Genomic DNA, 22,283 nt, shown 5'->3' with positions numbered 1-22,283 from the left:
TTTAGTTCACCCTTTCTAATTTTTCGTTGCTTGCTACAATTAATAAGTTTAATTTGGCTAATGCTTTTCCAGAGTCAATGCTATGTGCCGCGAGTTTAATTCCTTCTTCAATCGTTTCCGTTTTTCCATTTGCGAAAAGAGCTAGACCTGCATTTAATAAAACGGTATCGCGATAAACACTCTTTTCTCCGCTCAATACTTCAAGCGTAATCTTTGCATTTTCTTTTGAATTCCCTCCTCTAATCTCTTCATTTTTCACTCTTGAAAAACCATACTTTTCTGGATCAATACTCATTTCTACTATTTCATTATCTTTTAAAATGACAACATGATTCTCTCCTTGTAATGATGCTTCATCTAAAAATCCACTTCCGTTTACGACAAGCGCTTGTTTTCTTCCCAGCTTCTGTAATACTTGCGCAACTGGTAGTAACATATCTCGTTTATAAATGCCGACAAATTGTGTTTCTAAATTTACCGGATTTGTTAAAGGACCAATTAAATTAAAGATCGTCGGCACGTTTAACTCTTTTCTTATTTTCATAATGCGCGTTAGTGCTGGATGCATCGCTGGTGCAAATAAAAATGCAATGCCCACATGCTCTAGTAAATAATCAATTTCGCTTGGCGTACTGCTAATATTTACACCTAATTCTTCTAATAAGTCCGCACTTCCTGTTTTACTAGAAACAGCACGATTACCATGTTTTGCAACCTTTACGCCAGCTCCTGCCAGTACAAATGCCGATGTTGTACTAATATTAAACGTTTGAGCACCGTCACCACCCGTTCCGCAATTGTCCATCGCTCCTTGTATATGGTTCGAAAATGGTAGTGCCTTTTCGCGAAGAGCTCGAACAAGGCCGTATATTTCTTCTGCAGTTTCACCTTTCGCTTTCAGTAAGACTAAAAAAGCTGCAATTTCACTTTCCAATATGTTTTCATTTAATAAAAGAAGCCCTGCTCTATACATTTCCTCTTCTGTTAAATGTTTCCCCTCCACTAATTTACGAAGATAGCTATTCATACTCTTTCCTCCTCCTTCACTTCTGTTAAAAAGGCACGTATTAACTTTCCGCCTTCTTCTGTCGCGATTGATTCCGGATGAAACTGTAATCCGAATAGCGGATAATAATTGTGACGAACTGCCATAATTTCTCCATCGTCCATCGCTGTCGCTAGTATGTCAAAACACTCTGGCAAGCTCGTTTGCGCTGCAACAAGGGAATGGTAGCGCATCGCTGTTAACGGCTGTGTAACGTATGAAAAAATTGACGTTCCATTATGTTTCACGCGTGATGTTTTCCCATGTTTAATACGTTCTGCTCTAACAATGTCTCCTCCAAATGCTGATATAATCGCCTGATGACCAAGGCAAATACCTAATATGGGAACGTTCTTATAAAAATGACGAATCACTTCGATACAAATACCAGCATCCTCTGGTTTTCCTGGTCCTGGTGAAAGCACAATTCCTGTTGGATTCATCTCTTCTAGCTGTTCTATCGTTATTTGATCATTTCTTACGACTACAATATCTTCTTCGTATTCACCTAACAGTTGATACAAGTTATAAGTAAATGAATCATAATTATCAATTAGTACAATCATTTCATTACCTCCAATAGTGCTCTCGCTTTATTTAACGTTTCTTCATATTCAGCTACTGGGTCTGAATCATAAACAATTCCCGCTCCTGCCTGAACGTATGCTTTTTCATCCTTTACGACCATCGTTCGAATAGCGAGCGCCATATCAAGATTTCCTGAAAAACTAACGTATCCAACTGCACCCGCGTATACATTTCTTTTTTCATTCTCTAGCTCATTTATAATTTCCATCGCTCTAATTTTCGGAGCCCCAGAAACCGTTCCTGCTGGTAGGCAATACGCTAATGCATCAAATCCGCTCATTTGTTTTCGCAATGTTCCGTAAACTTCAGATACAATGTGCATAACGTGAGAGTATTTTTCTACTTTCATATATTTATCTATCGTAACCGAGCCGATTTCGCTCACTCTACCAATATCGTTTCGCCCAAGATCTACAAGCATCATATGCTCTGCTCGCTCTTTCTCATTGTCTAACAGTTCTTTTGCGATTTCCTCATCTTCCCTCTTCGTTTTCCCTCTCGGTCTTGTACCAGCAATTGGATTCGTCATTACTTTATCCTCCCTTACTGATAGCAAACTTTCCGGCGAAGAACCGAGTACAACATAATCTTGAAAATCGATATAGAACATATATGGTGATGGATTTGCAATTCGAAGTTTTCGGTATAACGCGAATGGATCACCAATACATTCACTTTGTAAACGCTGTGACAGTACGACTTGGAATATGTCTCCGGCTCTTATATGTTCTTTCGCCATTTCTACCATCCCACAAAACTCTTTTTCCGTTATAGAAGAAGTGAATGATAATGTGGATTGTATTGCATTTACTTCAGTTTCTTCTCCTTGTAGCACTTTCTCTTTGTATACTCGTAGCCTTTCGTATACTTCCTCATAATCTGCTGAATCATCTTCCCTGCATACATATACAAACGACAACTTTTGGCGTAAATGATCGTAAACGATAAACTCACGATATAGTAAGAGGTGTACTTCCGGAATATTTAATGGGTCGTGTAAATCCGCTCCAATGTTTTCATACTGCCGAATGACATCATATCCAATATAACCAACTGCTCCTCCGCAAAATGGAAATGGACTGTCTACTTGTGATGGTGCAATTACTTCTTCTAACACTTGTAGTACGTTACCTTGTAACTTTTCTGCCCGGCCGAAAATCTTTCGTTCCACTTCCGTACCAACGCTTTTCACTTCTCCATAAGGATTACATCCTAAGTAAGAATAACGCCCTTTATCTTGATGAAGCTGTGAACTTTCTAATAAGAATTTCTTCTTCCCTTTCATACGTCTATATAAAGAAATTGGCGTAATGCCATCTCCTTCTTCTTCATCGATTACTAAAAATGTCTTTCTCTCTCTTTTTTGTTTTATAAATTCTTCTTTCGTCATCATGTCCTTCACCTCGCTCTGAAAAATAAAAAAGTCCTCTACATATCGAAAATATGTAGAGGACGATAAATATACCGCGGTACCACCTCGTGTTGGATGCAAAAGCATCCCGCTTTGTTCAGGTACAAAATTTATACCTTATCCTTGTAACGGCGGAACCCGGGTTGCCTACTGAATATAATTGTTCAGCATACCTCTCGTAAGCCCATTCCGTATATGGCACCGTACCGGGCTCCCACCTATTCCCGGCTCTCTGTAACGTCTCCAATATACGTACTCTTCTTACTTAAACGATTTCATTTATTTAATTTTTTATACACAAAAAGGGAGTACTCATCCTATAGAAAGGACGGGTACTCCCGTGGTGCCACCTTAATTCGTTACAAATGTAACGCACTTTACCGTATCAAAAACAATACGTGTCTCTTGTATCGATGAGATCATGTCGCCAAAGCCTACTTCTTTCGTTTCGGTTTGGAAGCTCCGAAGCCCATTCCACATCAATTCCATACTGATTCGCACCAACCATCAGCTCTCTGACATGTTCATCATGTGTACTCTTCTTCATCAACGCTTGCATTTTTTTAAGTTGCACTCATTATAGACCTGACTTTTTTCACAAGTCAATACTTTTTTAAAAATTTTATTTTTCTTTCCTTTCAATATTATATTGACAAAACAACCTCTTTTTATGTAAATATAATAAATACTCTATTAAAAATAAGGTTTTTTGTATGAATATTATATATTAAAAAAGTAAAATGACATCAAAAAACGCTTACATTTCTGAAAATTCATATTTCTATATGGATTTTTCAGAATAATCATGATAGATTATAAATATGCATAACGCATCAAAAGACATGACAAAAGGAAGGGGAACTACATGAGTACGCAGATGTTAACTTTAACTTCGATCTCTATCTACATGCTCGGGATGTTAGTAATTGGCTATTTCGCCTACAAACGAACGTCCAACTTAACAGATTATATGCTTGGCGGGCGTACACTAGGCCCCGCAGTAACAGCATTAAGTGCTGGAGCATCCGATATGAGTGGTTGGCTTTTAATGGGATTACCCGGTGCAATGTTTAGCGTTGGATTAAGTAGTAGTTGGATTGCGATCGGCCTAACACTAGGCGCATACGCAAACTGGCTTTATGTCGCTCCTCGCTTACGTACCTACTCAGAAATTGCAAATAACTCTATTACTATCCCAGAATTTTTGGAACACCGTTTCCACGACAAATCTCATATGCTACGTTTAGTATCTGGACTTGTTATTATGATTTTCTTTACTTTCTATGTAGCTTCAGGATTAGTTTCAGGCGCTGTATTATTTGAAAATTCATTTGGCATGAACTATCATGTTGGATTATTCATTGTAGCAGGCGTTGTTGTAGCTTACACATTATTTGGTGGTTTCTTAGCAGTAAGTTGGACAGACTTCGTGCAAGGAATCATTATGGTAGTTGCTCTTATTCTTGTTCCTATCGTAACAATTATGAATTCGAACGGACTTGGACCTGCATTTGATACAATTCGATCTGTAGATCCAACACGTCTAGATATTTTTAAAGGTGCCTCTACTTTAGGAATGATTTCTCTATTCGCATGGGGCCTTGGTTATGTCGGACAACCTCATATTATCGTACGCTTTATGGCAATCGCTTCTGTAAAAGAACTTAAAAGCGCACGAAGAATTGGTATGAGCTGGATGATTTTCTCTGTTGTCGGAGCTATGTTTACTGGTCTTATTGGTATTGCTTACTATTCACAACAAGAGTTAACATTATCTAACCCAGAAACAATTTTCCTTGAACTTGGGAAAATTTTATTCCACCCACTTATTACTGGATTTTTATTAGCCGCTATTTTAGCAGCGATTATGAGCACAATCTCATCTCAGTTACTCGTTACTTCTAGTGCCGTAACGGAAGACTTATATCGTACATTCTTCAAACGTTCTGCATCTGATAAAGAACTTGTATTTGTCGGTCGTATGGCTGTACTTGTTATTGCATTAGTTGGGTGCGCTTTAGCGTTTAAACAAAATGATACGATTTTAGCTCTTGTTGGATACGCTTGGGCTGGTTTTGGTTCTTCATTCGGACCTGCTATTTTATTAAGCTTATATTGGAAGCGTATGACGAAATGGGGCGCGCTTGCTGGTATGATTTCTGGTGCCGCTACTGTTATTATCTGGACTCAATTCAAATTCTTAAAAGATTTCTTATATGAAATGATTCCAGGTTTCGCTATTAGTTTACTAGCCATCGTAATTGTTAGTTTACTAACACAACCTTCAAAAGAAGTTGAAGAGCAATTTGAGGATTTCGAAAAACAACATCGTCATAATTTATAAAAAAATCTCTGCTGTTATCGTAACAGCAGAGATTTTTTACAGTTCGACAATCTTCTTATCAAATTTAACAAATTCTTTATGTTTCGTTAAATTTAACATAACACTACTCCTTTATAGTATGAGTATCAGCACTTATACAGAAAGGGGACTCCAACATGTTAGCAGCTTTCCAGCAACAACAAACACGAAAATTTTCACCCATCACAAATACTTCTGCGTCTTGTTTAAACATGCAACCTAACCCGCCTAAAATTTCAATTGCTCCTTCTGTTATTTCAGTCATCGGTGTTCATATGGAAAAACATAAATTAAAAATAAAAACGGGACAAAACATTGTGTTAGCAGCTTCTACTTTGCCAATACAAGCAACGAATAAAGAGCTTATTTGGTCAAATATGAATTCTGATATCATCACCATATATCCAAAAGGTGACACCGTGACGATTACTGGAAAAAGTGCAGGTAAAGCAGTCGTAATTGTCACAACTGCTGAAGGCAAATTCCGTGACCTATGTGTCATTCACGTACAACCTTATATGACAAACCCAAAGTAAAAGAGTGGCTTCGTAGCCACTCTTTTACTTTGTTTCAATATTTGAGTTTTTACTTTTTACAAGGTTAATAAATTGTTCTTTATTTCTTGGAGAAATAATTTCTGTTTTTATGTGTATCGTAAACAATTTCAAGTCGTTCAAATGATAATGCATGAGCTACTATTGGATTTTTCGTATTTGAAATTTGTTTTATATCTCGTATAAATATACGTTTTGTAACGAGACCCGATCTAATCGTAATTGTTTCTTTCCCGGCAATATATTTTGCCAAAAATCAACTCCAACTAAACAACATTGCTAATGGAATTGTAAAAAGCAAAAGGAAATATTCTCTCCCTGCAAATATAGGAGCAAAACAGGCGCCTACAACAATAAAAAAAATTGGATGTAACCATACATCTTTTTTTGATGGAAATTCCATTTTCCTCCCCCTTCTACACCCGTATTTCTATAAAAAAACAAAAAGAGAAGTATCACAACTTCTCTTTTCTCCCCTAACACTATAATTCCTGTGTATACACCGGCTCGTTTACGACATTTTTTGCTGTACGTTTTTGTTGCTGCAGTAAGAAAACAGATACACCAAACAATACGAGCATGCTACCGATAATTTGCATTGCATTTAATTTTTCTCCAAGTAAGAAGAACGCAAGTATAGATGCTCCAACAGGTTCTCCTAAAATACTCATTGAAATTGTCGTTGCATTTACATAATTTAATAGCCAGTTATTAATTACATGTGACACTGTTGGCACAATTGCAAGTAAAAGAAAAACAGTCCAATCCCACCTCGTATAACCTGTAAAGGGAACTTGTAATATGACATTATAAATCCCCATAAAAAGACCTGCGAACGCAAAGACTGTAAAGCTATAAATCCAGTGCGATACTTTCTTCACTGTCGTTTGCCCGATAAATAAATAACCGACAACCGCTATTACACTTAGAAAGGATAATATGTCACCATAAATTGCTTGCTTACTTAAACCTAAATCTCCCCAACCAATGCACATTACTCCCAAAATAGCGATTCCCATCGTTGCAATGGCTGAATATGTTGTTCTTTCTTTAAATAGAAAAAAACCTCCAACTAAAGATACGATTGGTTGAAGCGCCAAAATAATTGTTGAACTAGCAACTGTTGTATGCTTTAAAGATTCAAACCATAAAAGAAAATGAAGTGCTAAAAAGAAACCAGATCCAATTAAAAAGCCCCAATCTTTCATTTGAATCCTATTAAATTCCTCTCTTTTTTTCCATACGATAGGCAGCATAATAAGTACGATAATCCATAAGCGGTACATACTTAATATTGAAGATGGTGCTGAGGACATCTTTACAAAAACTGCTGCAAAGGAAATGGCAATTATAGAAATAGCCAATGGTAGTGCGATTGATTTTTCTTGTTTCAAATCCTGTCTCCCCTCTCACCTGTCAAAAATCCCACTTCATTATATCCGTTTTCTTTCGTAACTTAAATACTAATTTTTTAGATTCTTCGTACCATTATGGTAAAATAGAAATTAAGGCACCAATTAGTGAATATTTCTTTCCTTTTCACTACAAGCGTCGCTCTTACAATCGTTACAGTAAATTTTTATTTAGGGGGATCTACATGAGTCAAACAATAGGGAGAATTGAAGAAATTTCATTTTATAGCGCATCACTTCAAGAAGATGTTACACTTCTCGTTTATTTACCAGTAAATTACACACCACTGCACAAACATACAGTTGTAATTGCACAAGATGGTAGAGATTATTTTCAGCTCGGTAAAGCGCACCGTGTAATTGAGCGCCTTCGTGAAACCGAAGAAATTGACCGTACAATTATTGTCGGTATTCCATATAAAAATGTACATGATCGTAAAGAAAAATATTTCCCAAATGAAGTGAAAAATGCTGCATATATTCGTTTCCTTGCTCATGAACTTGCACCATATATTGATGAAAATTATCCAACGTATCAAATGGGAAAAGGTCGTGTTTTAATTGGTGATTCTCTTGGCGGAACAGTTTCCTTTATGACTGCACTTATGTATCCGCATACATTCGGTAAAGTCGTTATGCAATCACCATTTGTGGATGAGACAGTGATGAACTTAGCAAAAGAATTCAAAGATCCACAGGCGTTAGAACTGTATCACGTCATCGGTACAGAAGAAACGGCTGTAAAGCGTACTGATGGACAAGTATCTGATTTCGTAGGGCCGAACCGTGAGTTAAATACGCTTCTTACAGATAGAAACTTCATCACGCATTACGAGGAATTTGAAGGCAATCATACTTGGAAATATTGGCAGACTGATTTACCGAAAGCCTTCTCTCATATTCTATCAATGAAATAATAGAGAGCAGTATTCAGAATAATTTGATATAATAGATAAAGAGATTTATTTATCTCAAAATCTAACTAGACTTACAAAGGGAGGAATTGGAACATGAAATTAGGCATTGTAATTTTTCCATCTAAAATGATTCAAGATAAAGCGAACGGATTGCGTAAACGTTATGACCCGCACTACGCATTAGTTCCGCCACATATTACATTGAAAACACCCTTTGAGGCGCAAGATGAACAATTAGAGTCGATTGTAAACGAGTTACATACAATCGCAAGTAAAACGAACCCTTTCACCCTTCATGTTGGGAAAGTTGGTTCTTTCGCACCTGTTAATAACGTCCTTTACTTTAAAGTAGAAAAAACACCTGAACTTACTTTCTTAAATGAAGAAATGCATAGCGGGTTATTCACGCAAGAACGCGAATATGCTTTCGTACCTCATTTAACAATCGGACAAGGCTTATCAGATGCAGAGCATGCTGATGTGTTGGGCCGATTACGTATGAAAGATTTCTATTACGAACAACCAATTGATCGTTTCCATCTTCTATATCAATTAGAAAATGGAACATGGACTGTACACGAAACATTCCGTCTTGGAAAGGGGAACAACTAATTTGCACGCACAGATTGTACAAACGGACGAACAACTAAGAGATGCATTCTCTGTACGTAAACAAGTGTTTGTAAATGAACAACGTGTCTCTGCTGAAGAAGAGTACGATGAGTTTGAAGAAACTTCAACACACGTTGTTATATATGACAATGATGTTCCAGTTGGTGCTGGACGTTTTCGCATCCTTGATGGTATAGGAAAAATGGAACGCATTTGCGTGCTAAATTCCCATCGCAAAAAAGGGATTGGAAAAATTGTTATGGATTCTCTTGAAGCGTATGCAAAAGAAAATTCGCTACCAAAATTGAAACTTCACGCTCAAACACATGCTGAAGATTTCTATAAAAAACTTGGATATGTAACAAGTTCTGATGTATTTATGGAAGCAAATATCCCGCACGTTGTAATGATAAAAAAATTGTAATTTGAAAACAGGAGGTGACCCCTCCTGTTTTTTTACATTGCTATTTTCTTTTTCTTCCGCTAAAGTTAAATGTTGATGCTATAGTTTTGAAGGTGAACATATGACACAAGAAAAATTTTCACAAAAATCGTTAACACACGCTGATATTCCGCGTGCGACATATCATATTCCGAAAACATCTACCCATTTAATTATGGAAGAAGATGTAGACGCGGCTTATTTCCGCGCTCTTGAACAACAAAATGTTTTTTTAAACGAAAAACAATTAGAAGCCGTGCGCACAACAGAAGGTCCTGTTCTTACACTAGCTGGTGCTGGAAGCGGGAAAACATCGGTTTTAACAACTCGCGTTGGTTATTTAGTAAATGTAAAACAAGTTCATCCACGAAATATTTTATTACTTACATTTACACAAAAAGCAGCTGAAGAAATCCGAAGTCGTGTTGCGAAGTTACCAGGTATGAATCATGCAGCAAGTAGCTACGTTGTTGCTGGTACATTCCACTCTGTTTTCTTAAAATTACTTCGTAGTCAAGGTTATAATCAGCAAATTTTAGCAAATGAAAAACATAAACAAATTATGATAAAGAAAATCTTAAAAGAATTGCGTTTAAAAGACGATTATGATGCGGAAACGATGCTCGCGATGATTTCACTTGAGAAAAACAAATTAAATCGTCCGAAAGATGTAAAAGCGAAAACACCAGTGGAACAAGAATTTAAAGAAGTATATGAACGTTTTGAAGAGGTAAAACAACGATACAATTATATTGATTTCGATGACATCTTATTGGAAACATATTACATGTTAGAAAATAATGCTCCTTTACTAACTCAATTACAACAACGGTTTCACTACATTGAAGTAGATGAGTTTCAAGATACATCCTATGCACAATATGAAATTGTAAAATTGTTAGCCACGCCAAGAAATAATTTGTTCATCGCAGGTGATGATGATCAAGCAATTTATGGCTGGCGAGGGGCAAGTCACCAAATTATTTTATCTTTTCCAAAAGAATTTGATAACACAACAATCATTGCCCTAAATACGAATTATCGATCCAATCCCTTTATCGTCGGGCTTGGAAATGAAGTTATAAAATTAAATCAAGAACGTTTTGATAAAGAGCTATACTCCGTTCGTGAGGAAGGTGTACAACCTTTTTATGCAAGACCTGCTACGACTCTTGATGAAGCAAATCAAATTTTGCAGCTCATTCAAGAAAAAGTAGATAGCGGTGACCGAAACTATAAAGATTTTTGTTTACTGTATCGCACACATTCTGTAAGTCGTTCGTTACTTGATCAGCTTACCATTCATAAAATCCCGTTTATTAAACACGGGGCGAGCCAATCATTTTATGAACATTCTTTAATTAAGCCTGTATTAGATCATTTAAGACTCGTGATTGAGCCGTTTCGACTAGAATCACTTTCAAACATATTGCCGACGATGTATATCGGACGTGATGATTGTATTTCATTTATTGAACGTGAACAATGGAAATATGGTGAGGGGCGCTTCCCTTCTCTTCTTCATTTCTTACTATTAAATCCAAGCTTAAAACCTTTTCAAGTGAAAAAGGTAAATGAGCGCATCGATTTTATTAAGTTTATTAAAGAATTAGAACCGAAAAAAGCATTAAAAGAAATCATTCATGGTAAAGGAAAATATTTAGAGTACTTACAAAGTAACGATCGTTCTTCCTTTACGATGCATAAAGACATACAAGAAGAAATGTTGGAAGAATTACTGGAGTCTGCAACTCGTTTCACCGATATTCCAGCTTATTTACAATTTATTGACGAGGCGATTCAAGGTCAAAAAGAAATGGAAGCATTAAAAACAATGCCGCAAAAAGATGCCGTTTCACTTATGTCAATCCATAACGCAAAAGGCCTTGAATTTCCATGTGTCTTTTTACTTGGAGCGAGTGATGGAATCCTGCCCCACACTTCTTCTTTAAAAGATGCAAATGATCGTGTTACGGAAACTTCTGAAGCGTTAGAAGAAGAACGCCGATTACTGTATGTCGCCATTACACGTGCGAAAGAAGAACTTTATATTTCTTCTCCGCAATTTTTCAGAGGAAAGAAATTAGATATATCTCGTTTTTTATATACTGTGCGAAAAGATTTACCTGAAAAGACATCCACTAAATAAGGATGTCTTTTTTTTATATCACGTTATGTACATCCCTCCTATATAAATTCCTTGTTTTTATCGTGAGAATTAACGTAATATCAGCCATATTCCACTCATATTGTAATAGTGTATGTCAGAACTCACGAGAAGGAGTGAACATAATGAGCTGCAATTGTAATGAAGATCATCAACATGAGTGTGATTTCAACTGTGTATCGAATGTTGTTCGTTTTATACATGAACTACAAGAATGTGCAACGACAACATGTGGATCTGGTTGCGAAGTTCCATTTTTAGGTGCACATAACAATGCATCAGTAGCGAATACACGTCCTTTTATTTTATACACAAAAACTGGAGAACCTTTTGAAGCATTTGCACCATCTTCAAGCCTTACTAGCTGCAGATCTCCCATTTTCCGCGTAGAAAGTATAGATGATGATGACTGTGCTGTATTGCGTGTATTAACTGTAGTTTTAGGTGATGGTACCGCTGTACCACCTGGTGACGACCCAATCTGTACGTTTTTAGCTGTACCAAATGCAAGACTAATATCAACCTCCACTTGCATTACTGTTGATTTAAGTTGCTTCTGCGCTATTCAATGCTTACGCGATGTTTCTATTTAAAACTAAATAATGAGTTAAGCATGGATTGGGTGGCAGATAATTCTGCCACCCAATCCATGCTTAAAGAGTATTCTTATGTAAATTTCTTAAAATTGGGAACTTGTCTAGAACATAGAACCTGTCCTTTTCATTAACTGAAAGTAGAAACAGATAAAGGAGTGAAAAACATGTTCTCTTCTGATTGCGAATTTACTAAAATCGATTGCGAGGCGAAGCCAGCTAGTACACTACCTGCCTTTGGTTTTGCTTTCAACGCGTCTGCACCTCAGTTTGCTTCACTATTTACACCACTATTATTACCTAGCGTAAGTCCAAACCCAAATATTACTGTTCCTGTAATAAATGATACAGTAAGTGTCGGAGATGGCATTCGAATTCTACGAGCTGGTATTTATCAAATCAGTTATACATTAACAATTAGTCTTGATAACTCACCTGTTGCACCAGAAGCTGGTCGTTTCTTCTTATCATTAAATACACCAGCTAACATTATTCCTGGATCAGGTACAGCAGTTCGTTCTAACGTTATTGGTACTGGTGAAGTAGACGTATCCAGCGGTGTTATTCTTATTAACTTAAATCCTGGTGACTTAATTCAAATTGTGCCAGTTCAGTTAATTGGAACTGTAGACATTCGTGCTGCAGCATTAACAGTTGCACAAATTAGCTAGTAAAAAGCGGTATTTCTAATACAGAAATACCGCTTTTTATATATAATAAAAAACACTCACAGTAGCATGAGTGTTTCATTCTTCATATTGTTTTATTGTGTTCTTCTTTTTCCCACAATTGCATCCCTTTTTCTTCACAAATCCTTGTTGTTGTAATTGTTCTTGATATGCCTGTTGTTGTGCTTGGTGTTGTTGCTGTATATGATACCACTGCTGCAGGTCATATGAATTTTGCCTTGGATTATTGCTCACAGCAAACATCTCCTCTACTGTCAATTCTGTCTATTTACTATATGAACAACTCTTTATTTCCGTTCCCTCATTCTTTTAAACTCCGCTTTTTCTCGTATTATGAAAATATATTATTCTCCCATAAAATATCCTGTAATCGTTTCAATGATTGCTGCTGCTCCTGCAATAGCTAATAATGCAAGTAACGGTTCTGCAACGATAGGAATCCAATTATATAAGACTAATAAAAAAGCACTAACCCATACACCTGTACACCAATAACAGCTTAACAATTCGCCAATCCACTTTCTTAATCCTTTACCTTTCACTTTTGTAAACGTTGATACACTTCCATCCGGCTCCGTAATCTCTAATTCATCAATAAATGGTCTTCGCAAAAAGGCTGTAATTTTATCATAAACAATTAAACGAGTGAGCCTAAAAGCAGCTAACGCAAAAATAAAAAATAAAAGCCAGCTTGTAAACAGCATGATTCCACCTTCCCTTATCCTCTTTCGCCTATTTAAAAAAAAAGGTCTTGAGATTGTGACCAAATCTCCTCGACTCCAATATCTTATTAATGTAAATACAAACAAGAAGATAAGGAGTGACATTAATGAGTTGTAACGAAAATAAACACCATGGCTCTTCTCATTGTGTAGTTGACGTTGTAAAATTCATCAATGAATTACAAGATTGTTCTACAACAACATGTGGATCTGGTTGTGAAATCCCATTCTTAGGTGCACACAATACTGCATCAGTAGCTAATACACGCCCTTTTATTTTATACACAAAAACTGGAGAACCTTTTGAAGCATTTGCACCATCATCAAGCCTTACTAGCTGCCGTTCTCCAATTTTCCGTGTGGAAAGTGTAGATGACGATAGCTGTGCTGTACTACGTGTATTAACTGTAGTTTTAGGTGACAGTTCTCCGGTACCACCTGGTGACGATCCAATTTGTACGTTTTTAGCTGTACCAAATGCAAGATTAATATCTACAACTACTTGCATTACTGTTGATTTAAGCTGTTTCTGTGCGATTCAATGCTTACGCGACGTTTCTATCGTAAAGTAAACTAAAAAACTATTGGGGTGGTAGAAGCTTTCTACCACCTTTACATATTTAAAAACCGGCCATACTAATCGATTGGATATCATCTATAGACAGCCTAATATCTCTCATACTATTTTGCGGCATAATAGATACAATACCATTTCGATACGATATGATCGATCCAACATATGAGACTGTAGCTGTTTTTATTCTGCACCTTACTTTCGGAATGTAATGAGGGCGGTTTAGTAAAAAATGAATTTTTTCATCATTATTCATATCCTTAAATGATTTATTATACGGGACAGTTCTTACTGGTTCTGGTTCTTGCTCTTCTTGCTCTTCTTGTTCTTCTTGTTCTTCTATTTTTTCTTCCACTTGCTGCTCTTCTTGTTGTTCTTGTTCTATTACCTCTTCCACAGCACTACTTACAATATTTTCTTGTCTATTACTTTTCTCTTTTTGATCTTCATTTTCAAAGTTTGTCAGGATAATCCTTTTTATTTTCGGTGCAGCAAGTTCTAAACTTACTTGCGTGATATATAACAACGGTTTTCCAACTGTTGAACTTTTATTTTTATTCTTCACACTCGTCCCTCCCACTTCCATACGTAGCTAAATAAATCGTGTACTATTATAGTTATATTCATCACGTGGTAAGAACTTTCGTTAAAAATCGTTCTTTCTCAGAACAAATAAAAAGGACAATCTCAGCATTTAGAGATTGTCCTTTAAAAATTAATATTATATTTATCCTAGGATATGATACCCTGAATCAACATGAATGTTTTCTCCTGTTACACCGCGTGCTAAATCACTGAATAGGAATACTGCTGTATCGCCAACTTCTTCTTGCGTTGTTGTACGACGAAGTGGTGCGCGCTCCTCAATTTCTCTTAAGATTGAGTTGAAATCGCCTACACCTTTTGCAGATAACGTACGAATTGGTCCTGCAGAAATAGCGTTAACACGAATACCGTGTTGACCTAAATCGTTCGCTAAATATTTCACGCTCGCTTCTAATGAAGCTTTCGCAACACCCATAACGTTATAATTTTTCACAACGCGCTCGCCGCCAAGGTATGTTAACGTTAAAATATTTCCGCCTTCTGTCATTACTTTTTTTGCTTCTCTTGCTACAGCTGTTAAAGAGAATGCACTAATATTTTGTGCAAGTAAAAATCCATCGCGAGAAGTATCTACAAATTCACCTTTTAAGTCATCGCGATTTGCAAAAGCAATACAATGTGCTACACCGTGAATAGTACCTACTTCTTGTTTAATTGTTTCAAAGCAAGCTGTAAGTTCCTCATCATTCGTTACATCACAAGGTAATACAAGTGATTCTTGTCCTTCTAATGTGTCCGCTAATTCACGAACGTTTCTTTCTAAACGTTCTCCTGCATATGTGAATATTAATTTTGCACCTGCATTATGCAAAGAGCGAGCTATTCCCCATGCAATACTTCTTTGGTTCGCAACGCCCATAACAACAAATGTTTTCCCTTGTAATAGTTCCATGATATATCCTCCCAGAAATACTTATACTTGTTATTAGTACCTGATACTATAATTATAGTACCATAAAACCGCTTAAAGGCAAACAAAAAAGTCATTAACAGAAATTTGTTAATGACTTTTGGTTTCTATAAAAAACCGCTCTAATCCTTCTTCCCAAGACGGCATTTGTGAAAAACCATTTAATCTTAGCATGTTATGTTGAAAAATAGAATATTTGGGCCTCGCAGCCGCAGCCCCGAATTCTTCCGTTGAAACAGGTAATACATTCACTTTCATATTGGCGTACGAAAATATCTTTTGTGCAAATTCAAACCAAGAGCATGAGCCTCTGTTTGATACGTGGTATGTACCGTATAAAGAAGTATGAATGAGCTTATTAATAACCATATTCAAATCCGCCACATACGTAGGAGAGCCAACTTGATCCGCTACAACAGATATTTCATCTCTTTCTTTTCCTAATCGCATCATCGTTTTCACGAAATTATTCCCATATTTACCATATAGCCACGATGTGCGAACGATAAAATATTTATTATGTAACTCTTTGACGAACTGCTCCCCCGCATACTTAGAGGCCCCATATATATTTATCGGCGCTGGACTATGAAATTCGTCGTATCCATCTGGTCTGGCGCCTTGAAATACATAATCAGTACTAAGATAAACTAGCTTCGCCCCTACTAATTGTGAAGCAACCGCTACATTTCGAGCTCCGATTGCATTTATTCTATATGCAAGATCCTGTTCTTTCTCCGCATGATCTACTTTCGTATAGGCAGCACAATGAATAATTATATGTGGTTTTATTTCTTGTACCACTTGTTGTATTCGGGATATATTTGTCACATCTAATAACTTTTTATCAAATGGATATATATCATATTCTTCAGAGTCTAACTCTTCAAATAGTTGCTTTCCTAATTGACCGTTTGCTCCTGTTATGATAACCCTCTCTTTCATTTAACATGCCCCTTACTGGTCTTTTAGTGGTTTCCACCATTCCTTATTCTTTTCATACCATTTCACCGTCTCTTGTAATCCTTGTTCAAACGTATATTTCGGTTCCCAATCAAATTCATTCTTCATTTTCTCTGCATCAATCGCATAACGACGATCGTGCCCTAAACGATCTGTAACATATTCAATGTCTTTTTTTGTTTTTCCTAAAAGAGTAATAATTTGTTCCACAACTTCTACATTTGTTTTTTCATTATTTCCACCTATATTATATACTTCTCCTACACGTCCCTTATGCAAAACAACGTCAATCGCACTGCAATGATCCGTTACATGTAACCAATCTCTTACATTTAACCCATCACCATATAACGGTAGTTTTTTTCCTTCCAGTGCATTCGTAACCATTAACGGAATTAATTTTTCGGGATACTGGTACGGCCCATAATTGTTAGAACAACGCGTTACTATAACCGGTAATTGATATGTTTTATAGTAAGATAGAGCTATCATGTCCGCGCTCGCCTTACTTGAAGAATATGGACTATTTGGAGCTAACGGCGTTTTCTCTGTGAACTTCCCTGTTTTTCCTAAAGAGCCATACACTTCATCCGTTGATACTTGCACAAGTTTTATATGCGAATATTTTTTAACTAGTTCTAATAAAGTGACCGTCCCAATTACATTTGTATCATAAAAAGGAATCGGATTTTCAATACTACGGTCCACATGTGATTCAGCTGCAAAATTTACAATCACTTGTACATCCCGCTCTTTTATAACGTGTTCTAATAGCTCTCCATTTTGAATTTCTCCCTTTACAAAAGAGTAATTCGGGTGATCCTGAAGAGATTTTACGTTATTTAAATTCCCGCTATATGTTAATGCATCGTAATTAATAATTTTATACGTTTCATAACTTTGTAGCATGTAATGAACGAAATTACTTCCAATAAATCCAGCCCCACCTGTTACTAATATATTCATAAACAACGCTCCTACTTAAAAACTATCTTCATATTCCTCTAATAATGGTAATATCTGATCCTTATCGGACAATATAGGATCGGTTACTGGCCAAGGAATTGCTAAATCTTTATCTTCCCAAAGTAATCCTGAGTCATGCTCTGCGCTATAATATTCATCTACTTTATACATAACGATAGTATGCGGAACAAGCGTGCAAAATCCATGCGCAAACCCTTTTGGCACTAGTAATTGCCGATGGTTATCTGCACTTAAAATATATCCTTTCCATTGTTTAAATGTTGGTGATTTTTTTCGTAAATCAACGATAACATCATAAATTGCCCCTTGCATAACTTGAATGAGTTTCGTTTGTGCTTTCGGTTTTTTTTGAAAGTGTAGTCCCCGAATCGTTCCTGCCTTAGCCGAATAAGATACGTTATCCTGTACAAATGAATACGTTATCCCTAATGTTTCTAGCACCTGCTTATTATAACTCTCTGAAAAAAAGCCACGCTCGTCTCCAAACAACCTCGGTTCTAACAATTTTGCATCGGTAAAATTTGTTTCTACAACTTTCATATTCTCACCTATTCTCCGTTAAACTGTTTCCCAAAATTAATATCACGCGCTAACGTATTCGCCTTTTGAAGCGAAGCATGAGTTCCCGCATCAGTCCACCAGCCGTTCATTTCATTATAAGTAAGTACCCCTCGTTTTAAATACCAATTATTTATATCTGTAATTTCAAGTTCTCCCCGTGCAGAAGGTTTTAATTCTTTAATATAAGAAAAGACTTTCGAATCATACAAATAAATTCCCGTAACCGCATAAGAACTTTTCGGCTCTTTCGGCTTTTCTTCAATTTCAACTATTTTTCGGTTTTGAATATGTGCTACGCCAAATCTTTCGGGATCTTCTACAGATTGCAATAGCACTTTCGCACCTTCTTTTTGATTTGCAAACTCTTCAACATACGGAAGAATATCATCTGAAAAAATATTATCCCCTAATATAACTACCATACGATCATTCCCGACGAAATCTTCACAAAGCCCTAACGCCTGTGCGATCCCGCCCGCTTTATCTTGCACACGATACGTAAAGGAAACCCCAAATTCATGACCACTCCCTAAAAAGCTAACAACATCCCCCATATGCTCTTTACCTGTAATAATCATAATATCTGTAATATCGCATTGTTTTAGCTTATATACCGCATGATAAATCATTGGATACCGACCAACAGGAAGTAAATGTTTATTCGTTACTTTCGTTATTGGATATAATCTCGATCCAGTACCACCTGCTAAAATAATTCCTTTCACTTTGCATCTCTCCTTTATGATGGAGATAATATATCTTTGTAATGTTCTACAAACACTTTCCGGTACTTCTCATATGTATCCGCATCAAACTCATCCCCGTTGTAATGAATACACCATAAATTTGCTTGATTTGGGATACCAATTAAATAACCAGCCCTTTGAAACTCTAAAGACTGTGACACATCATAAAAGTGAAACCCTTGAAACAAATCTTCTCGCCACGGAATATCATACTGCGTTGCCATGAATAAACCATCAATTGCCTGAACTGACAAAAATGGTTGATTACCATAAAAAACCTGATCTAAATTTAATAGTTGATAATTCTGTCTTCTATACTCAATCACTTTCCCTACTAAATTTTTTCCTTCCCACCATATCCCGTTATTCGGTAAAAACTGAGCCCCAGCGACTCCTATTAAACCAAGCTTTTCATTTTCTTTAAAAAGAGATATAAGTGTAGAAAACATGTCTCGATTAATAAGATATGTATCTTGATGTATATACACTTTGTATTTCGCTGGATATGAAAGAGCTCGGTTGTATGCACTTGCCATACTTTGCGCATCTCGTATCGGAAAAATTTGCACGACATAACCAGGGGGAACAAAAATGTTTCTTATTTGGCTCTCACATTGTTTGAAAAGCTCCTCATTATTTACACAAACAACGACTAATATTGTATGATCTTTCATTTTTGTCCCCCCTTTTATTCTTCCTTATTTACATCTGACATATAGTGTTCCACAAATATTTTCCGATACTTTTCATAGTTCGTCATATTCACATCAAAATGATAATGGATACACCAAGCATCGCGCTGTACAGGTACACCGACTGTATATCCTGCTTTTCTAAATTCAAATGATTGAGATACATCATAAAAATCAAATCCGTCAAATAAGTCTTCTCGCCACGGAACATCATATTGTGTCGCCATTAATAAACCATCAATACATTCTACAGGAATAAATGTTTTTGATTCATGATACGGTTGTTCTAAACTTGCCATATAAAACAAATCATTCATATAACCAATGACTTTCCCTACAATTCCACGCCCTTCGTTCCATACGCCAGTCGGAGGAACATATTGCGCTCCAACCATCCCAATCATCCCAAGGTTTTCATGTTCCTCAAATAATTGAAGTAATCCGTATAAAAAAGCCCTATTTATAATAAAAACATCTTGATGTAAATACACTTTATACTTCGCTGGATGCGAAATGGCTTGATTGTATCCACTCGTCATACTTTTCGCATTTCGAATCGGCATAAATTGGACAATATACCCTGGCGGTACTAACAATTGCAATATATGTCGCACGCAGTTTGCATACAATTTCCGATCATTTATACATGTAACAAATAATATTGTTTTGTCTGCAGCACTCATAATTGTGATTTTTCAGCTTCAATAATATACTGAAATACAACTGTCTCAGCCATGAAGCCACTTCCAAGACGATATTTTTTACAAATTCCATATAACTCCTCAATAAGCGGCTCATACATTTTATGATCAACATATACACGATCTACTTTACTAATTGAATATCCTGCTTTTAAAAACATTCTTAGCATTTCATTGAATGTAAAGAAACGAATATGTGTTTTATCTAATAAACCATATTCTGTATACGTCCAATTTCCAGCAAGTAAGGGAGCTAATACTGAAATATGAGCAACGTTTGGTATACTTGCTAAAATCACACCATTTTGCTTTATATATGGCTTAACCTTTTCAATCACAGCCCACGGATCAAATAAATGCTCTAATACATCCCCAAATAGGACGCAATCAAATTGCCCCTCCTCATAAGGAAGATCTATTTTTTCTATATCCCCTAAAATAACATGATCTAGTCTTTCCTTCGCTTTTTCTGCCGCCTCTGGAAATGCCTCTATTCCTGATACACGTGTACCGTTTTCTTTAATAGCTGCTCCCAATGCACCGCTCGAACAACCAATATCAAGAACTTCTTTCCATTCCTTTTTTATATGCTTTAATAAATTCGGATTCGCTGCATTATAATAATGCTCGGATTTTTCTTCATATAAAGAACTTTTTTCGCGATTCATTTCACACACTCCTTATGCAAATTGAATTAGAAATATAAATCTCATATGAATTCTATAAAGTGCAGATTTTGTTCATCCCCCAATGATTATTAGCCCGCAAATAGCAGTATAAAATCTTTTATTTATATTGGTTACGTTACTGATACTCTAATATATAACCAATCTATTAGAGTTAGAATAGCGATAAATCATTTCTAAAAAACGAAACCTATTACACTTTATATGGTTTATCAAAAACTCCCCGAAAATATTTACGGTTATATTCAATTGCAGCATTATTCGGAACATAAGAAGCTGCTAATTCATTGTAATAATACGCTTTATCCTGCTCCCCTAACCTGCTATAACAAATACACATTTGTAAATAGGGTAGCCATGTGTAGCTAGCTGGACTATGGAAAGGACTTTCCGTTGCCATTGGTACTTCCGTAGCAAGTTTAAACCAAAATATCGCTTCATTATATTTTTCTTGTTCCATATATATATATCCTATTCTTGTACAATTCTCTCCTCTAGGGACGTCATACCGAAACGACTTCACACAAGATTCGATTGCCTTCTCCCACATTCCGAGCTTTGCATAGCAATCTCCTAACTTACCACATGCATAAATTTTCTCTTCATACCATCCTTCGTCTTGATTAAGAAATGTTTCATATAGAAGAACTGCATCATCATATTTTTGGTTATCCGTAGATTCATTTGCGTAATAAAATAAATCTCTCGGACTTAATTCTTCACCTGCCGCTACAGTATTTTGAAAAATTTTCAAATTACGATTTGTTACTTTTTTTTCTTTTTTATGTGTAATAGCAACATTACTACTAAAAACCTCACCAGAAATAGCTAAATACTCATGAACCTTTCCAAACCATTGAAATTGTTTTTCACGCTTTACAAGTCGATTTCTTTTTGTACAATATAAAGGTTTCCCGTTAGAATCCATTGCAAGATGATAAGGCATCGAAACAGCATCAATTTTAGGATCTAATTCTCTTTTTAAAAGTTTCAATGCTTCTTGAGCATCTTCTAATAAGACATCATCTGCATCTAGCCACAATATATACTCTTGCGTCGCTTTTGAAAAAGAAAAATTTCTTGCTGCTGCAAAATCATCAATCCACTGGAAATCATATATGTTAGAAGTGTATTTCTCTACGATTTCTTTCGTTCGATCGACGGAACCTGTATCAACTACTATAATTTCATCCACAATTTTTTCAACTGTTTCTAAACAACGGGCTATTGTCTCCTCCTCATCTCGAACAATCATACATAAACTAATTGTAATTCCTTGCTTGTTCAACATAATCACCCTCTTCCAAATCAATCATATGTTATACATATACTAAACTTTCCAT

Annotated in this window: 25 protein-coding genes, 1 pseudogene and 2 other annotated features; of the genes and pseudogenes, 9 read left to right on the top strand and 17 right to left on the bottom strand. The window is 36.1% G+C overall.

Going from position 1 to position 22,283, the window contains the following annotated elements:
* Position 1: 1 nt before the first annotated feature.
* The 3 genes from trpD to trpE are packed head-to-tail and all read right to left on the bottom strand — an operon-like array spanning position 2 to position 3,026.
* Entirely contained in the window at positions 2-1,027 is a 1,026-nt protein-coding gene (gene trpD, locus GD442_RS06090) for an anthranilate phosphoribosyltransferase (RefSeq protein WP_001089853.1), read from the bottom strand.
* The gene (locus tag GD442_RS06085; RefSeq protein ID WP_000636337.1) at positions 1,024-1,611 is read right to left on the bottom strand and encodes an aminodeoxychorismate/anthranilate synthase component II; all 588 of its coding nucleotides are present in this window, start codon (positions 1,609-1,611) and stop codon (positions 1,024-1,026) included. Before GD442_RS06085 ends, trpD begins: the two co-directional genes overlap by 4 nt.
* Complete coding sequence (trpE, locus tag GD442_RS06080; protein WP_031312976.1) at positions 1,608-3,026, bottom strand: anthranilate synthase component I; 1,419 nt, start codon at positions 3,024-3,026, stop codon at positions 1,608-1,610. Before trpE ends, GD442_RS06085 begins: the two co-directional genes overlap by 4 nt.
* A gap of 52 nt (positions 3,027-3,078) precedes the next feature.
* Positions 3,079-3,323 (bottom strand) — a binding site (T-box leader).
* A gap of 42 nt (positions 3,324-3,365) precedes the next feature.
* Positions 3,366-3,603: a binding site (T-box leader), on the bottom strand.
* Positions 3,604-3,909: 306 nt separating this feature from the next.
* Between trpE and putP the strand changes: the two genes are divergently transcribed.
* Both putP and GD442_RS06070 read left to right on the top strand, forming a co-directional pair.
* The gene (gene putP / locus GD442_RS06075) at positions 3,910-5,388 is read left to right on the top strand and encodes a sodium/proline symporter PutP (RefSeq protein ID WP_000107208.1); all 1,479 of its coding nucleotides are present in this window, start codon (positions 3,910-3,912) and stop codon (positions 5,386-5,388) included.
* A gap of 155 nt (positions 5,389-5,543) precedes the next feature.
* Positions 5,544-5,942, top strand: coding sequence for an Ig-like domain-containing protein (locus GD442_RS06070; protein WP_000878731.1), 399 nt, complete (start codon positions 5,544-5,546; stop codon positions 5,940-5,942).
* A gap of 24 nt (positions 5,943-5,966) precedes the next feature.
* On the opposite strand, the pseudogene GD442_RS06065 reads toward GD442_RS06070, so the two are convergent.
* Both GD442_RS06065 and GD442_RS06060 read right to left on the bottom strand, forming a co-directional pair.
* Positions 5,967-6,363: pseudogene (locus GD442_RS06065) on the bottom strand (PH domain-containing protein).
* Positions 6,364-6,442: 79 nt separating this feature from the next.
* On the bottom strand, positions 6,443-7,354 hold the full coding sequence (locus GD442_RS06060; protein WP_000806943.1) for a DMT family transporter: 912 nt from the start codon (positions 7,352-7,354) through the stop codon (positions 6,443-6,445).
* Between the two features lie 203 nt (positions 7,355-7,557).
* Here GD442_RS06060 and GD442_RS06055 point away from each other — a divergent pair, with 203 nt between their 5' ends.
* From GD442_RS06055 to exsF, 6 genes are all read left to right on the top strand, one after another.
* Positions 7,558-8,289, top strand: coding sequence for an alpha/beta hydrolase (locus tag GD442_RS06055; protein WP_000084013.1), 732 nt, complete (start codon positions 7,558-7,560; stop codon positions 8,287-8,289).
* Between the two features lie 93 nt (positions 8,290-8,382).
* A complete protein-coding gene (locus GD442_RS06050; protein ID WP_000765863.1) occupies positions 8,383-8,901 on the top strand; it encodes a YjcG family protein in 519 nt (172 codons plus the stop codon).
* 1 nt (position 8,902) lies between these two features.
* Positions 8,903-9,325 (top strand): GNAT family N-acetyltransferase, encoded by a 423-nt coding sequence (locus GD442_RS06045; protein ID WP_000543296.1) that lies wholly within the window; start codon positions 8,903-8,905, stop codon positions 9,323-9,325.
* Between the two features lie 100 nt (positions 9,326-9,425).
* On the top strand, positions 9,426-11,492 hold the full coding sequence (locus GD442_RS06040; RefSeq protein WP_000191197.1) for an ATP-dependent helicase: 2,067 nt from the start codon (positions 9,426-9,428) through the stop codon (positions 11,490-11,492).
* A 143-nt stretch (positions 11,493-11,635) separates the two neighbouring features.
* Positions 11,636-12,103, top strand: coding sequence for a spore coat protein CotY (gene cotY / locus GD442_RS06035; RefSeq protein WP_001277719.1), 468 nt, complete (start codon positions 11,636-11,638; stop codon positions 12,101-12,103).
* 167 nt (positions 12,104-12,270) lie between these two features.
* Positions 12,271-12,774, top strand: coding sequence for an exosporium protein ExsF (exsF, locus tag GD442_RS06030; RefSeq protein ID WP_000492939.1), 504 nt, complete (start codon positions 12,271-12,273; stop codon positions 12,772-12,774).
* A gap of 75 nt (positions 12,775-12,849) precedes the next feature.
* Here the strand turns inward: exsF and GD442_RS06025 are convergent, their stop codons facing one another.
* Both GD442_RS06025 and GD442_RS06020 read right to left on the bottom strand, forming a co-directional pair.
* Positions 12,850-13,035 carry a hypothetical protein gene (locus GD442_RS06025; protein WP_029948404.1) on the bottom strand — a complete coding sequence of 62 codons (186 nt, stop codon included), beginning with the start codon at positions 13,033-13,035 and terminating at the stop codon, positions 12,850-12,852.
* A 101-nt stretch (positions 13,036-13,136) separates the two neighbouring features.
* A complete protein-coding gene (locus tag GD442_RS06020) occupies positions 13,137-13,496 on the bottom strand; it encodes a DUF1360 domain-containing protein (protein WP_000899662.1) in 360 nt (119 codons plus the stop codon).
* A 125-nt stretch (positions 13,497-13,621) separates the two neighbouring features.
* On the opposite strand from GD442_RS06020, the gene exsY reads away from it, so the two are divergent.
* Positions 13,622-14,086: an exosporium assembly protein ExsY gene (gene exsY / locus GD442_RS06015; RefSeq protein WP_001277744.1), complete on the top strand. Its 465-nt coding sequence runs from the start codon at positions 13,622-13,624 to the stop codon at positions 14,084-14,086.
* Positions 14,087-14,134: 48 nt separating this feature from the next.
* On the opposite strand, the gene GD442_RS06010 is transcribed toward exsY, so the two are convergent.
* The 10 genes from GD442_RS06010 to GD442_RS05965 form a co-directional block, all read right to left on the bottom strand.
* Positions 14,135-14,674: a spore coat CotO family protein gene (locus tag GD442_RS06010; RefSeq protein ID WP_086402118.1), complete on the bottom strand. Its 540-nt coding sequence runs from the start codon at positions 14,672-14,674 to the stop codon at positions 14,135-14,137.
* Between the two features lie 141 nt (positions 14,675-14,815).
* Positions 14,816-15,586, bottom strand: coding sequence for an enoyl-ACP reductase FabI (gene fabI, locus GD442_RS06005; RefSeq protein WP_000421886.1), 771 nt, complete (start codon positions 15,584-15,586; stop codon positions 14,816-14,818).
* A gap of 108 nt (positions 15,587-15,694) precedes the next feature.
* Complete coding sequence (gene rfbD, locus GD442_RS06000; protein ID WP_048538157.1) at positions 15,695-16,549, bottom strand: dTDP-4-dehydrorhamnose reductase; 855 nt, start codon at positions 16,547-16,549, stop codon at positions 15,695-15,697.
* A 12-nt stretch (positions 16,550-16,561) separates the two neighbouring features.
* A complete protein-coding gene (gene rfbB / locus GD442_RS05995) occupies positions 16,562-17,533 on the bottom strand; it encodes a dTDP-glucose 4,6-dehydratase (RefSeq protein WP_001024171.1) in 972 nt (323 codons plus the stop codon).
* Between the two features lie 15 nt (positions 17,534-17,548).
* Positions 17,549-18,094, bottom strand: coding sequence for a dTDP-4-dehydrorhamnose 3,5-epimerase (rfbC, locus tag GD442_RS05990; protein ID WP_000869415.1), 546 nt, complete (start codon positions 18,092-18,094; stop codon positions 17,549-17,551).
* An 8-nt stretch (positions 18,095-18,102) separates the two neighbouring features.
* Complete coding sequence (locus tag GD442_RS05985; RefSeq protein ID WP_000676157.1) at positions 18,103-18,840, bottom strand: sugar phosphate nucleotidyltransferase; 738 nt, start codon at positions 18,838-18,840, stop codon at positions 18,103-18,105.
* Positions 18,841-18,854: 14 nt separating this feature from the next.
* Positions 18,855-19,535, bottom strand: coding sequence for a glycosyltransferase family protein (locus GD442_RS05980; RefSeq protein ID WP_000651524.1), 681 nt, complete (start codon positions 19,533-19,535; stop codon positions 18,855-18,857).
* Between the two features lie 14 nt (positions 19,536-19,549).
* Positions 19,550-20,236 carry a glycosyltransferase family protein gene (locus tag GD442_RS05975; RefSeq protein WP_001271188.1) on the bottom strand — a complete coding sequence of 229 codons (687 nt, stop codon included), beginning with the start codon at positions 20,234-20,236 and terminating at the stop codon, positions 19,550-19,552.
* Positions 20,233-20,922, bottom strand: a complete 690-nt coding sequence (locus GD442_RS05970; protein ID WP_001078432.1) for a class I SAM-dependent methyltransferase — start codon at positions 20,920-20,922, stop codon at positions 20,233-20,235. The genes GD442_RS05975 and GD442_RS05970 overlap by 4 nt, the downstream gene beginning before the upstream one ends.
* Before the next feature lie 211 nt (positions 20,923-21,133).
* Entirely contained in the window at positions 21,134-22,231 is a 1,098-nt protein-coding gene (locus tag GD442_RS05965) for a glycosyltransferase (RefSeq protein WP_000932913.1), read from the bottom strand.
* Between the last annotated feature and the right edge of the window lie 52 nt (positions 22,232-22,283).

This window comes from Bacillus sp. A260, assembly GCF_009861435.1.
GTDB classification, from domain to species: Bacteria; Bacillota; Bacilli; order Bacillales; family Bacillaceae_G; genus Bacillus_A; species Bacillus_A cereus.
This window is presented reverse-complemented; position numbering and strand designations above follow the sequence as displayed.